The sequence below is a fragment of the Nitrospirota bacterium genome (genome assembly GCA_035873375.1).
Lineage (GTDB): Bacteria > Nitrospirota > Thermodesulfovibrionia > Thermodesulfovibrionales > JdFR-85 > BMS3Bbin07.
Genome location: JAYWMQ010000029.1, coordinates 1 through 14855 on the forward strand (window position 1 = coordinate 1; position 14855 = coordinate 14855).

At 44.5% G+C, this 14855-nt stretch carries 11 protein-coding genes; all 11 read right to left on the reverse strand.

From position 1 onward, the window contains the following. On the reverse strand, positions 1-2529 hold a 2529-nt coding region (locus tag VST71_06540), incomplete at its 3' end, for a carboxypeptidase regulatory-like domain-containing protein (GenBank protein ID MEC4685371.1). A gap of 883 nt (positions 2530-3412) precedes the next feature. Continuing rightward, on the reverse strand, positions 3413-4639 hold the full coding sequence (locus tag VST71_06545) for a hypothetical protein (GenBank protein MEC4685372.1): 1227 nt from the start codon (positions 4637-4639) through the stop codon (positions 3413-3415). 64 nt (positions 4640-4703) lie between these two features. Further along, complete coding sequence (locus VST71_06550; protein ID MEC4685373.1) at positions 4704-5117, reverse strand: hypothetical protein; 414 nt, start codon at positions 5115-5117, stop codon at positions 4704-4706. A gap of 45 nt (positions 5118-5162) precedes the next feature. Beyond that, on the reverse strand, positions 5163-5624 hold the full coding sequence (locus VST71_06555; protein ID MEC4685374.1) for a hypothetical protein: 462 nt from the start codon (positions 5622-5624) through the stop codon (positions 5163-5165). Between the two features lie 55 nt (positions 5625-5679). Further along, entirely contained in the window at positions 5680-8700 is a 3021-nt protein-coding gene (locus VST71_06560; GenBank protein MEC4685375.1) for an SNF2-related protein, read from the reverse strand. Then, a complete protein-coding gene (locus VST71_06565; GenBank protein ID MEC4685376.1) occupies positions 8687-9226 on the reverse strand; it encodes a hypothetical protein in 540 nt (179 codons plus the stop codon). Before VST71_06565 ends, VST71_06560 begins: the two co-directional genes overlap by 14 nt. A 64-nt stretch (positions 9227-9290) precedes the next feature. After that, positions 9291-10652, reverse strand: a complete 1362-nt coding sequence (locus VST71_06570) for a VWA-like domain-containing protein (protein ID MEC4685377.1) — start codon at positions 10650-10652, stop codon at positions 9291-9293. Between the two features lie 9 nt (positions 10653-10661). Next, positions 10662-11708, reverse strand: a complete 1047-nt coding sequence (locus VST71_06575) for an AAA family ATPase (GenBank protein ID MEC4685378.1) — start codon at positions 11706-11708, stop codon at positions 10662-10664. A gap of 101 nt (positions 11709-11809) precedes the next feature. Next, entirely contained in the window at positions 11810-12199 is a 390-nt protein-coding gene (gene ssb, locus VST71_06580) for a single-stranded DNA-binding protein (GenBank protein MEC4685379.1), read from the reverse strand. Beyond that, positions 12184-14001, reverse strand: a complete 1818-nt coding sequence (locus VST71_06585) for a DEAD/DEAH box helicase (GenBank protein ID MEC4685380.1) — start codon at positions 13999-14001, stop codon at positions 12184-12186. The genes ssb and VST71_06585 overlap by 16 nt, the downstream gene beginning before the upstream one ends. A 249-nt stretch (positions 14002-14250) precedes the next feature. After that, a complete protein-coding gene (locus tag VST71_06590; protein MEC4685381.1) occupies positions 14251-14835 on the reverse strand; it encodes a hypothetical protein in 585 nt (194 codons plus the stop codon). Between the last annotated feature and the right edge of the window lie 20 nt (positions 14836-14855).

Below are 14855 nucleotides of genomic sequence, written 5' to 3' on the forward strand. Positions count from 1 at the left end.
GGCGGCCACGTTCCAGCGGTATTGCCTGCCGGTATCAAGGCTGGCGCTGTAGGACGAACCACTGACGGAAGTGCTAACCACCAGTACACCTGATGCAATATCACGCACACCCACGCCGTAGGATGTTGCCCCGCTGACTGCCGACCAACTCAGGCTCACAGTTGAGCTGCTCGTTACCGGGCCGGGACTGGAGGTGATTCCGGGAAAAGTGTTGGTGGGAGTGGCAGGTATCGTAACAGTAGTACCTGGTGTCTGGAAATACAGGGGGGTTGTGTAAGTGGAGCAACCGGCACTATTGCAGGCGGCCACGTTCCAGCGGTATTGCCTACCGGCTTCAAGGCTGGCGCTGTAAGACGAACCACTGACGGAAGTATCCACTATCAGTACACCTGTGGCAATGTCGCGCACTCCCAGGCTGTAGTATGTTGCCCCATTGACTGCAGACCAGCTCAAACTCACAGTTGAGCTGCTTGTTATTGGGCCGGGGCTGGAGGTGGTTCCGGGAGAGGTGTTGGTGGGAGTGGGGGGTATCGTGACAGGTGGGTTAACTACAATGATAAAAGTTTTTTGTGCTTCCTGCTGTGGCGAACTGCTGTCAGTAACTTTTGCTGTGAATGTATATGTCCCTGCTGTTGTGGACGTGCCGCTGATTATGCCTCCTGTACTCATGGTTAAACCAGGAGGCAGGTTACCACTGAGTATTGACCAGCTATAAGGGGCTTTACCACCAGTAGCTGATAAGTTCGTGGCAGTATATGAAATTCCTACTGTTCCTGGTGATAGGGAAGTTGGTGTAATGGTAAGAAGTTCAGTTTGTTCACTAACCTTAATATCTACGCTTTTTGAATCAGTGCCACCTTTGCCATCTGAAACATTGCAGGTAATCGTATAAGTTCCTGCTGTGGAAGGTGCAGTCCATGTTACTATTGGACCTGAGCCTGGAATATTACCCCCTGTTTTATCCCACGAAAAGGTTAAATTGTTGTTATCAGGGTCTGTTGCATAGCAAAATAGACTTATACTCACTCCTGTTTCAAAAGATAATGGATTGGATGATGGATTTGTTGTTAATGAATCTATTTCGGGTGCTTGATTCGCAAGAATCCTTTGGATAGAAACCTCTAAAATACTATCTCGATCTGCGAAAGTCGAAACATTATTGATTTCATTTATCACGTAACCATCTTTGTAGACAGTTAAGTCATGGCCCCCCTCCTTTAGATTAAGAGAGCATAAACCATTTGACAAGGTTGTTTGGCTATCGTCATAACGGTTGGTATCCGTATCGTAACTGGATACGAAAACACCCTCAAGAGGCTTACCACTAAAGGCGTCTTTAACTGTAATGCCTAAGTTACGGAATTGTGCAAATGAATCGTATGGTGTAAGAGTAAAATCCTGAACCCATACTTCGCTCGCAGCGATAGTTATTTTACCCGAAGTCGCAGCCTCATACTGCAGGCTCTTTACCGTAAGTTGATAATCCGCAGTATCTCCAGGTACAGGAATATTATTTAAAAAGCGATAATAACCATCGGCATCAGTCCAAATAACGCCAACTCCAGGATTAGGAACAAGAGAAACTTCTACACCTGGAAGAGGTCTCCCCGTATCTTTGTCGACGACCCGACCATTTATTGAGGCGTTCCGCAAGGGGTTAGGAAGTTCATCCTTTGGGACAATAATATAATATAGGCCATGACCACAGCGTTCGGGACAACTAAATAAGGCAACTTCACTATTACCATCATAACCTAAATCTTTGTAGTATTTTTCTTTAGCATACTTACCAACCTGGTAAGCGACATCTGCGGTTGAAAGCATAACCCCTACAGTTGCGCTGAGGCTAGCTTTACCTGTAGTCATTATAATTCCAAGATAGTCATCTGATAATTTAAGAGTTGACTTTAATAACTCACCAAAGTGAAAGAGATCCTCTACTTTGATGGTTGCTTTATACGTGACGTTATTGTCTAAAAAATATTGCCAAAGTCTGCTTTCGACTTTATCTTGAGCTACAGGTATTTCATTATCTTTATCCTCACCGTCATCCCTTATCAATACTTGTCCCCACCTTGAGAGAAAAGCTTTTGGCATCTCTTCATTTGCCTCAGCACGGATAGAGGTGTTCTTTGCTGATTGTGAACCACTTATGTTAGCACTCACTACCTTATTAGGTATGTTTGTACTAATTATACTAAATGTATGATCATCATCTCCTGAAATAAAGAAAAATCCTCTTTTTTCATCAAAGGTTAGAGTTACCAGAATACCTAAGATAGGATCCCCGCTTTGTTCATCTACTACTTGAAGTGTTTTGACACTTCCATCAGGCAAAGTGAACGTTGCTATCCCATTAGATTCAGTATATGTTTCATATGATTTTATCTCACTGGTACTATTTCCGTCAGCTATTCCTCCGTCATCTCTGCCTTTATTACTGCTTTTTCCTCCACTACCACAACTTCCCAGAATAACCACAAATAAAAACATTACAATTACTGCCAGTAGTCTTTTTGTTTTAAACACATCCTCCCCCTTATACGGACATTATTTTAACCAATTTGTTTAACCCTTTTGGGGTTACATCGTTCTGCTGGAGTCGAAAGGAGAGGTGATTGATAAGTCCGAATGTGAGCAAAATATTCCCCCCTTTATCTATGAATACGAGTCAGAACCCTGGAGACGAAATTAATTCAAACCCTTTCCCTAATAGTTCCTTGAGGTTGATTTATAAAACCTTAGTTCCAGAAGGTAAAGAGCAAATGCCGGAAATTGAAGTGGAAGTCCGTTTTAGCTCACTAAATTAATACCACATATTATGCTATTTGTCAATAATAAAAAATATCGTTACAAAATGATACGGTGGCAACGAGTAAAGGCTATCAGCCATCTGGCCAGAGAATATCTGGGATATCGTACCAGGAAAACCTTTACTCTTGCTCTGCTTCATTGTCTTGGTGGTCTTCATCTCCCTCAATCTGTACACAAATCTCGTGAGGGGCCGATTTTAAAATGTCCTGTTTCCAGCCATCACAAACGTATCCTTGTTCTTCTATATTAAAACTTATCCCCTGCGGTCTCATACACCAGGTGCCTAAATCTCCACCTTTAATAGCATAATAGCAATTCCAGCAAGATCTGCTCGATTTTCTCTTTTTCTTTCTGAAATTCCTTGGTCGTGCTCTTGGCTTACGATTTTTCAAGGTTTTCCTTTCTCCAATTCATACCAACTCAATAGAGATGCAAGATACTTCATATATTACTATCAATGTGATGTCAGGTCAAATCTGATTCCTCCTGTTTCAATTCTTCCTGTAGAAAGAATAGAGGCTAAGAGCATCTGCAAATAGTTTCTCTAACATTGCAGGACTGCAATATGCATAGCTGCTTACAGGACAAAAAGGATCAGTTAGAACAATGTAAGCACTTCAATCTCTGCTTTTGGTGGATGGGGAATTTCTTTTCCCGTGTCTTCTTTTTCAGACTCTTTCAGGTTTTGACCTTTATCTTTTGCTTTCAGTTCAGTACCTTCAATGTCACAGACACAGTCAGAACTTCCAGTACAGTACTGTTCCGAGGCCGAGACCAAGTGGCTTATCAGGTAATCACTCACCCATTTTCCCGAGATTATATCGTAGATATCTTCAACATCATTTTCATTGAGCCACTCACAGAGTTCGTCACCATAAAAGGCATATATGCAGACATTGGGAATCACGGTTCTAACTACGGGGTTATATACGGCAGCTACTGTATTGCCGCGCAGCATATCTACAGCGGAGTATCTTATAAATAACTGATTTGCCTCTGGTGTTGGTAAGTAATAAGCTCCATGTACTATCAGCCCCGGTATCATCACAGAGCTTACTGCAGTACGTAGGTTTGTAAGTATTTCGTAATCGAGGGGATGTGGATTCAAGGATACCATACAGTCTTGGCCGTTGCAGTTCTTGCCGGTCTCAAGAACAATTTTGTAAGTGTCTGTCACAATACCGGTTTTATTGAAGAATTCCTTCTGTAATACATATACATTATGATGGCTGTACTGTGATAAGTGAAGTTTTTCTGCGTCATTGTGGAAATAATCATTTGGACAGCGAGTGTAAGCAGTGTTTTTTAATGACATCCATAATCTTGCCTCAGTGTAACATTCAATGGCTGTGCCTCTGTTTGTATAGTACAATTTTCTGTATGTTTGCAACTTCTTTGCTATCTCGGTATTTTTCTTTGGAAGCTTGTTGCTGATCTTTAAGCTTATACATTTACCAGAGAATCCGGAATTTGGCATGTAGTGATCCAGGAGAATTTCAAAATAATCTCCATAAGCATTAAGCCTCATTCCTGTAAGATGAGGGGCTGAAAGGTTGCAGCCGGTATATACCATTCCTCCCTCGTCTTTACAGTCAATGTATACCTTGCTGTTTAATACTGCAATGGAAGCTTTTTTGAAGTGGTACGGATACCGGGCGGCCAGATGGTAGTCAAGAATCCCAAAGTGTGAGGTGTCAGAAATAGTGATTCCGTGGACAAATAACAGGGCTTTGTAGATGTTCTCTTTCTCGATGGAAAAAGAGCTGTTACCTATCTCTTTGTAAGGAACGTTTTCTAAAATTGCTCTGAGTATAACTTTCGCCATATCCTCCCTCCTTTCCGGAGTTTTTAATAAATGAACTCATGTTTGCTTATTGATATTGATAAACTTATGCCGCCAGTTCTTCCAATCCCTCCGTAACGAGATTGTCCACAGCTGATTCTGCAAGTGATTCAGCTTCTTTTTCAGTAGTAACCGGCATATGAAAAACGGGGAAGCATCCTTTCCCGTGGTTACTGTTTTTTTCAAAAACTACTACAACTTTTTCTTCAGGGTTGTTCCTGTTCGTCCAGAGTTCTGCAAGGAACGCTCCTTTAATACAGAGGTCCTTATTTTCTATATTCCATCCTCTTGTAACGTTACACAGCTCAAAGCATATCTGTAATTTCTTGGAATATTGTTTCTTTTCTGTTTTAGGGGGTGAACCAGTGTTCACTCTCTCTATCAGTAGTTCGTGAAGGCTTGATAAAAGAACCGATACATTATATCCGATGGTGTTTTTACGTTTAGGGAAAATGTCCATATTAGTTGCTCTCCTTTTATATGGAATTGCCTGTGCAACAAAGTGTCATGCTGACCGGTATATCCGTTTCTTTTTTGCATTATTAATGACAACAGTTTTACCTTTAATGTTTTTAATTATCATCGGGTAGAGCTGTTTAACCTTTTTAATGCTTTCGCATTTATCGCAGCCCGACAGAACGTTCCTGATCCTGTCAGCACAGATACTGCATACGTTGTCAATGTCAATGACTTTCCCGTTTTCCACACGGTATAACAGCTTTTCAAAAACGTTTTTCACCTTGGAGATTGCATTTATTGGGAATGCAATATAGCGCCCGTCTGATACCTCTGCCATTGCAAAGCTGTTCAAAGGCATAAACCGCTCTAAGGCCTGTTTTTTGCTTCCGTAATATTCGTAGACATAGACTACGGGAAGATCCTTGATTACTCCGGCATGTTTGTAAGTAATCAGGTTTTCTATATCGCTTGTCTTGTAGGCCAGGCGATGGAGTGTAATATCCTTCACTGCAACCTCCTGTAAAATAATAAGGGACGGCATTAACCGTCCCTATATGATTAAGTCAGAACAGGTTTATCTGTTGGTAATGGACGACCGGCTCGATGGCTGGCCAGGATATGTGGCTATCTTCAACGGTTTTTGCGGTAAAAGAACTTCTTTTGATAATCATCTCAGCAGGTTTTTCCTCCATCAGACGTCTTGCTACCTGTACCTGGATAGCCTCCTGGATCGCATCAGCAGGCTGGTAGATGGCCCTTCTGTCCAGCACGTTCTTTATTGCTTCCCCTTTCTGGACAATCAGTTCAAACATGTGCTCGTCGATTGTCTTCCTGCTGAGAAGGAAATAGACCTTCACGGGTTTTCTGGAAATAAGCCGGTGAGCCCTGTCCATGGCCTGCTCGTGTTCCTCCGGAGTCCATCCTACGTCAGTAAAGATAACGTTGTTAGCCCCGTCAATATCATAGCTTCTGCCAATCAGTTCAGGGGAACTGATAAGTGCCGTACTGGAATCCGTGTTGAACCTCTGGATTATCTCGAATCTCTTTTTAGTGCCCTGTTTTATGTGTATATTCTTTATCCCCAGATTGTTCAGGGTCTTCCTGACGTAATCAGCCATATCTACAAGCGTGGAGAATACAAGAACTTTCTCGCCCTTGGCCTGAATCTCCCTGATCTTATCTGCAATCCAGAGGATTTTGGGCCATACGCCATGGTATTCCATGCCGACAGGAGGAAGGTAGCGTTCAGCTACCGGGATTGTGGATGCTGCTTTCAGGGACCAGAGGTTTGCGCCGATAATCCTGGCATCAGGATTGTCTTTTTCAAGTTCTGTGGCAAGCTCTTCCAGCTTTCTGTTCAGCACAGCCTGATAAAGCAGTTCCTGTTCTTCGTCCATATCAATGGTAACCGCTTCTATATTCTTTGATACCGTACCGCTTACATCATTCTTCAGTCTTCTTACCATAAATGGAGCAAGCAGTTTCCACAGTATTGTCAGGTTTGAGACCTCGGGAGTCTTACGCCATACCGGAACAGAACGGCCTGAATCGTCAGCCTTATAGCCCTTGATTATCTGCGTTCCAAACTGCTTTTCAAAGAATGAAAAACCTCCCAGGTACTGGTAGGGAAACATGGGATTATTGAACCCAAGCAGCCAGGAGACGGGCCAGAAGAGCTCGTAAGGATAGTTCTTCATCAGGTTTGCCGTTACCAGCAGCCTTCCCTTTGCATGCAGACTCCGCACAGCTGTGGATCTCAGGGTGTTTTTGTTCTTTACAAGCTGCGCTTCGTCAATAATTACACAGGAAAACAGTTTTTTCAGTTTCTTGTATGCCGGATACGTACCGGATGAACCCTTCTTCTCCTTTGCTTCTTCAGTAATCAACCGGCATTTCTCAGGAGTCAGAGGGTGTTTCCTTTTGTAAGTATATGTGGGTCTTTGACACTCAAAGCAGTACCTGCCCGTATAGTTCCTTGAGCCACATAACGGGCAGACCTTCCGTGCCTGTTTAACCGTCTTGCCGCAGCTTGGGCACTTTCTGGATTTGATTTCCCTGACAACTGCTTTCAGTCCTTTGTTGTCCCCATACTCTATACAGGTCCAGGGATCCAGGTACAGATCAGATTCATGGCCGAGAAATTCGAAAGAACTGATATAGAAAACAGAGCCGTTGTTTTTAATCCCGGCCTTGATCTTCTCCTTAAGCTTTCTTACTGCCGGCCAATCATTGAGTGCCTCCACATTGAATCCGAACTTCTTCAGTTCATGCAGCCACTTATCAACATACTGGTTTTGTACGGCAACAAGGACCCTTTTATACCCTCTGAGTTTAGCCCAAGCTGCTGACATAAAGGTCTTTCCAAGGCCTCTGTCGTGGGCAAAGTAAACAGACGGTTTGGTAGCGGCAAGGGCAACGTCCTGTAGCTGAAAGTCCTGGAATTCCGGAAACATTTTTCCTGCCTTCTTCTTCCATCCTGACAGCACTGCCGGGTATTGTTCCTCTATTGAGTTTACAACCGGCAGACCGAAAGCCCTTATGAAATCCTTAATGTCTTCGTCATCGTCTTCCCAGAGAGTATGGTCATTCACCGAAACAGTCATGAATCCACGTTTAACGTCTCCGTCGTTCCTCTTTTTCCAGCCAACATGCAACTTATACCGTTGTCCTTTATTTATTCCGAGTCTGGGAATATCGTTTAATGCCGTATGCTCTCCTTCCTTTATATAGGCAAGGGTCTGCTGAGGAAGCACCGGCATCAGAGGAGTAGTCAAATACCGGTATTTTTCATGCTGCCGCTCTGACAGAACCTTTGCTTGGGGCTCGACATTAACATCAAACCCGAATTCCTTCAAAACCTCTATTCTTTTATCAAGAGATACAAATGCTGTAACCGGAAACTTCTGGTATGCATCTATGACACCGGTGTAAGTCGTATACAAAGGGTTATATACGTTTATTGTCTTGTTGTAAAGGGTTAGAAGACCTGAAGTTGCCTCTGATGAACAGCGTATTCCCTTGTGGGTAACAGTAACGGCATCCTGAACGTCCACCTTGCATATTCTGTCTATATTAGGAAGATATACCCTCTCGATGCTTTCGTCAGATACCGGAATTAACAGTTTGATGCGCTCCTGAAACTCCCGGGAAAACTCACTGTCGCTCAACTCCGCTTGCCCATACATGTCTTTACCCAGCAAGGCACAGAGAAAGTCTTTGTTGAATATGCCCGCGGCATTTTTAGGCATCTCAAGTACCCGAGTAAGATAGCCCCCATAGCTGTTGCAGAATTCCAGATGGGAGGAGTTGTACTCTCTGGAGATTACAAAGTCGAACTTATCACGCAGCAATTCCCTGTAGTCATCGAGCCTGTCAATGGGCTTCCAGCGTGTATGAATTCTGTCTACATCCGTAAAGTAATGAACATTGGCCCCAGACATGGCAAGAACTCTGCATCCGTTCAGTTTGCCTATAACGAGAACGTTTAACCCTTCGAATCCCCTGGTAAAGACTGCTTTGGTAAGAAGAACAGTAAAAGGGTCTGTTGTCTTCTTCTTCCTTGTGGCTTCTTCAGTCAATAACACCTGTCATGCCTCCTGTAAAGAATAGGGGATTTTTCGGCTCGGTTTTAAATTCCTCAAGTATATCGTCCCCCCTCCTTCTTCTCCTCCTTCTCCTGCCTGGATGCATTTGACTTACTACAAGAGCTACTCTGTCAGAGTTCTCACATTCGTCCTCCAGTGCTGAGATAGAGAAGTACTCATCCATTAATACCTTATCGTATATACCAACCAGTTTTTGCAGGATCATCTCTGCAGCCTCAATACATGGTGCAACAATGGCCCAGCTTGTATTTTTAGGGATCGGGAATTTATACCGGAACCTGTCCTTGAACCACAGTGTATAGAGATTGTTTCTACTGTCGATCTTTATACGCTCAACTGCATACCCAGGCCCCAGGAATCTTTTTGGACTAGTCTGTCCGATTAATTGAGCAAAGAACGTATTGCTGTCCCTGAACAAACTTACAAGCGAATATTCCTCGTACCTTGTCAAAGCGGGATTTGAAAGGATGGCGATCTTCCCATCCCTTGTATTTTCAACACGCATACAACCTCCCGGAAATCAATCAGGATTTTATACAGACAGGATCTTTTCGGCAGATGCCAGGGTTTCAGTGTGGAAGAAAGAGTGTATGCCCCCAGGCCACAGGCTTTCTTCCGTCTGGTGAGACCACCCATAGCACAGGGCATTTCCTGAACGGAGGTGGATTATCGCCATAGCCGTCTGTAAGATATATCACGGCATCAGGTGATAAGAGGTTAAGAGGATCCTTCAGGTAATCAAATGCAGGGGTAAAAGCAGTGCCACCATTGCCCTTGAACGATTTTTTAAGCCTGGTTTCATCAAATTCGTATACAGCCTGAACAGCTGCGTCTACCTCCATCACAGTAAGAGTATCGCATTCCCTGGCCACCCCGGTGATTTCTGCCAAAAACATATCACGCACTGGAAAGGTAGACATTGACGTATCAGCAATCAGCACCAGGTTGAACCTGTCGTGCCGCTTCTTCCCCTTGATTACATGCGGAAGCCGCCTGTTAAGCCTTGACCACGTTCTCACTGTATCACACGATTTACAGGAGCTGATGAACGTCCTCAAAAATGCTTTCCAGTTTACTTTAGGCTGAAGAATGTCCTTGACGATACTCTCCATACTTCCAGGAAAAACCCCTCTTTTGTGACATTCCTTAACGATTACAACAGTCTGTGCAGTGGCAGTTTCCCTGTCTGCTTCAAAGCCATCCCACATCGAATGGTCATCCACTAACCGTTTTCCTTTGATTCCGTTGGTGTTACCGCAAATACTGGATGACAAGGAACACCCGGTACAGCATTCAGAACGATTGTCACCGTTACCTGAGCATCTTTCTGAAACAGGCTGCTGACTGGAGGGCTGTCCAGTCCCTCCAGCACCTTTATCGGCAGAGTTGTTGTTTGGACCGTCTGTTGATTGCTGTTTTGAGTCTTTAATCAGGTTCTCAACAAGCGATACAAAATATTCTTCAGTAGACAGTCCATCGGGAAGATTGAAATCAGAGGGGAACAGGCTATCTTCGGATATATCCGCAATGTACTGGTTTATGGCCATGTCGGCAGCGTAATTGTAGAGGCGTTTAAAGCAATCATCCGGGATCTTCTGCACTTCTGCCATCAGGAGCGGAGTTGTTATCTTCAGTATTGTCTGGTTGTTTCTCAGATCAGTTCTTCTTGCAAAATGTCTGTTCAGTATATGCAGGACCTCGTGTTTCAAATCCGCCAGTCTTTGAGGGGCTTCGTATTTAATTAGGTGTGCAGGGTTATAATACAGGGTGAGTCCCCCCTGAATACCCACTGCCATGGTTGTCTCAAGGTCTCTTCTTTCCTCCCGTCTTAATTGCAGGACGACATGACCGTAAAAATAGTCTTTTTTCAGCAGGTTCATAATGTCGTCCTGCAACGAATAAGCAGTAGCTTCTCTTAATGGAGTAGACATACCAACTCCTTATGCTGCCTTTCTGTTACTGAGGATATTCAGCAGACTGTCATCTTCAGAAAGACAACCTGCTGCAAAATCACATGTTTTTTCGTTTTCGTGCAGGCCCTTAAACAGAGAGAACATGAAATCACGGGGCAGTCTGCCTGCAAACCTGTTAAACTCCTCAATACTGTAAGTCCCACCTTCAGCCACGTAGTCGATAATGGTATCCAGAAATGCGGCAATCCTGTCGTTTTTGCCTTTCCGCCTCCACCTGTCTATGATATTCCCGGCATATTTCAGGTCTGAAGGGTCTGGAAGCGCCTCATACTGCTTGTCTATGTAATTCAGCAGCATAATTGCAGCCTCAAGGCCAATTACGCCTGACAAGGCAATCTTTCTTGTTTCCTTGTCGTCCGTTGCCTTAAGAATATGAGACGCCTGTTCCCAAGACCTGCAGGTCGGGTAGGGTTTGTCATCCGCTGCCTCTGTTAATAGGAGGTTCCTGTGTATACTGAGAAAACTTATAATTTCGTGTGCTATCCCATTCGCCAGTGCCCACTGCTTCCACTCGTCATAAGTAGGCCCGGTGTAGTAGATGGTTACAAACCTGTTACGAAGGGCAGGGTCGAGTTCCTGTACAAAGTAGTTAGCCTCACCCCAGTTGCCTGCAAACAACATTCTCCACTCTTTAGGGAAAACATAATTGAAATACTGTTTATCCAGCACCAACTGGAACAGACATTGAAGCATGCCTTTTGTGGCCCGGTTAGGCTCGTCAAAAAACAAGAGGCCAGAACCTTCTGTAGGCCAGAAAAAAGGAAGTGCATAGGAGGTTCTACCTTCTTTTATATGCGGAATACCGATAAGATCCTCCTCCTGCATCTGTCCGAGTCTGATGTCTATCATGACGTTATTGAACAGGGACTCTGCCAATTGCCTGCCTATACTGCTCTTGCCTACACCTGCAGGACCAAGTACAAGTGGAACAAGATCAGTCCTGGTTAAAATAACTGTAAGAGTTTTAATCAACGGCAAGGTTGTTACTTTTAAAATTCCGCTATCCTGACTCATGAGCTCTCCTTGTTAAGTTGGAATTTTTAAAAAAAGCCCCCTACAATCTCCTGCGGTTGCAGAGGGCTTTCTCGTTGGAATTATTATGAATACAGCAAACTTTAGAACGGCTCCAGTTCGGCTCCTTCATCTGGTGCAGGAAAACCTTCTGAAGCATTTTCTCCTGAACTGTTACCTTTTGGCAGAAACGTCACAGTATTGGCCACTACTTCGAATTTACGTTTCTGCTGGCCTTCATGCTCCCACACGTTTTCTTTCAATCTCCCTTCCACCAGCACACGTTTTCCTTTGACCAGATACTGGTTGATATTTTCAGCCAGCCTGCCGAATGTTACAGCATTTATGAAAAGCACTTCATCCTTATACTCATCCCCCTGCCTGACACGGGAATTGACAGCAATACGTATATTCCCTACAGGGGTACCCTGCGGGGTGTATCTCAGCTCGGGGTCTTTTGTAAGATTTCCTATAAGTATTATCCTGTTGAACATTCAACAGCCTCCTTACTGTGAAGTGATTTATAAATCTCTACATCCTCATTCACCATTTCGATAACTTTCTTGTAGATCTCAATGCCTGGCAATTTGAACTTATGACCTGACTGAGCAGTTCCGAAGGCGTCCCCCCACCCTCTTCTGTCTGCATCCAGTTCAGCAAGTTCAAATCCGGTGTTGATAGTTTCCAGGGGTTTGACCTTATCCTTGCCGATGTCTTTCTTATACATGAAATAGCAGTAAGCTTTGTTGCCTCTGCGACCAACTCGTCCGCGTAACTGATGAAGCTGGGACAATCCGAACCTTTCGGCGCCTGATACCACCAGGATGGAAGCCTCCGGAACGTCAATCCCTATTTCAATTATAGAGGTGGAAACAAGGATCTTCTTCTTCGGATTCTTCCTGAACTCGCTGACTATATCCTGTTTCTCCTCAAGCCTTCCATGAACCCACAGAACACAGTCCGGAAACATTCTCTCCCAGATGGCCTTCTTTTCTTCAACTGATTTGTATTCTCCCTTATCTTTCTCTACCAGGGGGAATATAACCAGCGCCTTCCCCCCGCTGTTAATTATCTGACGCAGGTGCTTCATGATAAAGGGAGTCTCCTCTTTGGACACCACTTTGGTCAGAACGTCCCTCTTGTATGGCGCCTGCTTCAGGACAGACAACTCAACAGCTCCCTGCATAAGCAATGAAACGGTTCTCGGTATTGGAGTTGCTGTCATCTGAAGTGCATGAACATCACCAAGAAGCTGCTGCCGCTGGATGACTCCATACTTGTGCTGCTCATCCAGGATCACCAGTCCGACCGCAGAGAACTCCCTGTACATTAAGGCATGAGTACCAACGATGATCAGAGATGGGTCACCCTTGGTGCTTCCTGTATAAAGACTTACCAGAGATTCACCAAAGACTTCCCTGAACTTGTCATAAAGTTGTTCGGCTAAAACAATGGTAGGCGCCAACACCAGGGTTCTGTAACCGGACTGACAGCAAATATAGGCTGCAGCCTGAGCCACAACAGTCTTGCCGGTCCCGACGTCTCCTATAATGATTCTTCTCATTGCCGTATCAGAGGTAAGGTCTTTGGATACCTCCTCTATTGCGTTCTTCTGGTCTTTGGTTAACTGAAACGTGAGCTTCTCGTAGAAACCTGCAAGATTGGCGTTCAGTTTTTGAGCTGTATTTCTTGGATATTCTCTGATCTTCTGCTTCATTTCGAAGAGCTCTCTGTAAGCAAGCCGCATAAACGGCTTTTCCGAGGGGAGTTCTGACGGGTGGTGAATCTGTCTTAACGCATCTGCAATAGTGGGGAGTCCTCTTTGCTTAAGGACTTCCACAGGCACTTCATCATGGAGATGATCCATTAACTGTTGTGCGGTATGCCATACATGCTCTCTCATTCGTTTCTGTCCTATGCCTTTTGGACATTTATAGACAGGGTATATCCGTCCGGTCTCATCTGGAAACTCGGGGTGGTAAAAGCTCCAGTATTCACCTCTGTACTGGTCAAACTCTCTCCTGGGAGCCCCCCAAAGGTAAACCTTACGTCCGTTAGGTCTAAAGACTACCTCGTGAAATCTCGTAAAATTAAAGAATTTTGCATAGAAATATCCGGCTTCGTCACGTAAGGTTACAACCGTTACATCCCCGATGCTGTCATAACTAACAGGATGCCCTGCAGCCAGAATTTTTACATCTGGGACGAACTCTTTAGAAAACACAGGAGATCTCCTGTCCTCATACCTTACCGGGAGAAAGGACATAGGATCTACATCTGGAAGTTTTCTCGCCATCAAGCCTCCTACTCTGTCTAATTTATCTGGTTCAGCTTTTGGTAACGGTATATAAACTATTTTCATCAGAAAGCTGTGCTGCAACAGCATCAATGCTTCTGCCTCCAAACCTCGAAAAACAGCCTTCTACGAGCCTCTGTAAGGCCATTTCGCGGGCAGACAAAGGGATAGATATACTCCTTAAGCCCAGAGAAATGCCCGGAGAAGAAGTCCTGCTGCTGTGAAAAAGACCACCATGCATGCAATCTGCTACTGTAACCGTTTTATTGCCTCATCCTTGACCCCTTGGAGACTTGCCTTGTCTGGTCCCTTCAAAAGCTTGTCCGCAGCCACCTCTTTCCATATCTGGGCAATCTCCTCCCTGCCCTTGGCGTTATTCATGCCGTTGGTATACATCTCTATTCTTTTGGCTACACCATCTTCAGAACCTGAATTGTCGTCAGAAGGAGTCGCTGTGCTTTGACTGGCAGGCTTTTGGGTTGTATCCGGGATGGTAGCTGGAGCAGGTTTGGCCGCAGCGGACCCGTTATCAGGTCTAACTGTAGCGTTAATCTGGCCCTCTATTTTTGTTGACAGGGCATTTAGCTCCGGAGCTAAGGAAACGTCAAGACTCCGGGCCAGGGCAAACAAGTTCAGTATGGCCCTGCCTATATCGTAAGCTACTGCCCTTTCCCCTCCAAATACGTCTATTTTCCCGAGTATTTCTGCCTCATCGGTCTGGCTCATAAGGACGATAAGGTTTTTTCTGATTTTGTCGAGAAAGAGTTTCGGAGAAGCGTTTGGGCTGTTTTTTACGTACTGCTCAATTATTGATTCAATCCTGCTTATATCCACGGTTAAACCTCCTTAACGGT

Excerpts from the sequence above, each read along its gene's own strand:
- VST71_06545 (MEC4685372.1), bottom strand. The coding sequence starts at position 4,639 with ATGGCGAAAGTTATACTCAGAGCAATTTTAGAAAACGTTCCTTACAAA.
- VST71_06570 (MEC4685377.1), bottom strand. The coding sequence starts at position 10,652 with ATGTCTACTCCATTAAGAGAAGCTACTGCTTATTCGTTGCAGGACGAC.
- VST71_06550 (MEC4685373.1), bottom strand. The coding sequence starts at position 5,117 with ATGGACATTTTCCCTAAACGTAAAAACACCATCGGATATAATGTATCG.
- VST71_06585 (MEC4685380.1), bottom strand. The coding sequence starts at position 14,001 with ATGGCGAGAAAACTTCCAGATGTAGATCCTATGTCCTTTCTCCCGGTA.
- ssb (MEC4685379.1), bottom strand. The coding sequence starts at position 12,199 with ATGTTCAACAGGATAATACTTATAGGAAATCTTACAAAAGACCCCGAG.
- VST71_06575 (MEC4685378.1), bottom strand. The coding sequence starts at position 11,708 with ATGAGTCAGGATAGCGGAATTTTAAAAGTAACAACCTTGCCGTTGATT.
- VST71_06565 (MEC4685376.1), bottom strand. The coding sequence starts at position 9,226 with ATGCGTGTTGAAAATACAAGGGATGGGAAGATCGCCATCCTTTCAAAT.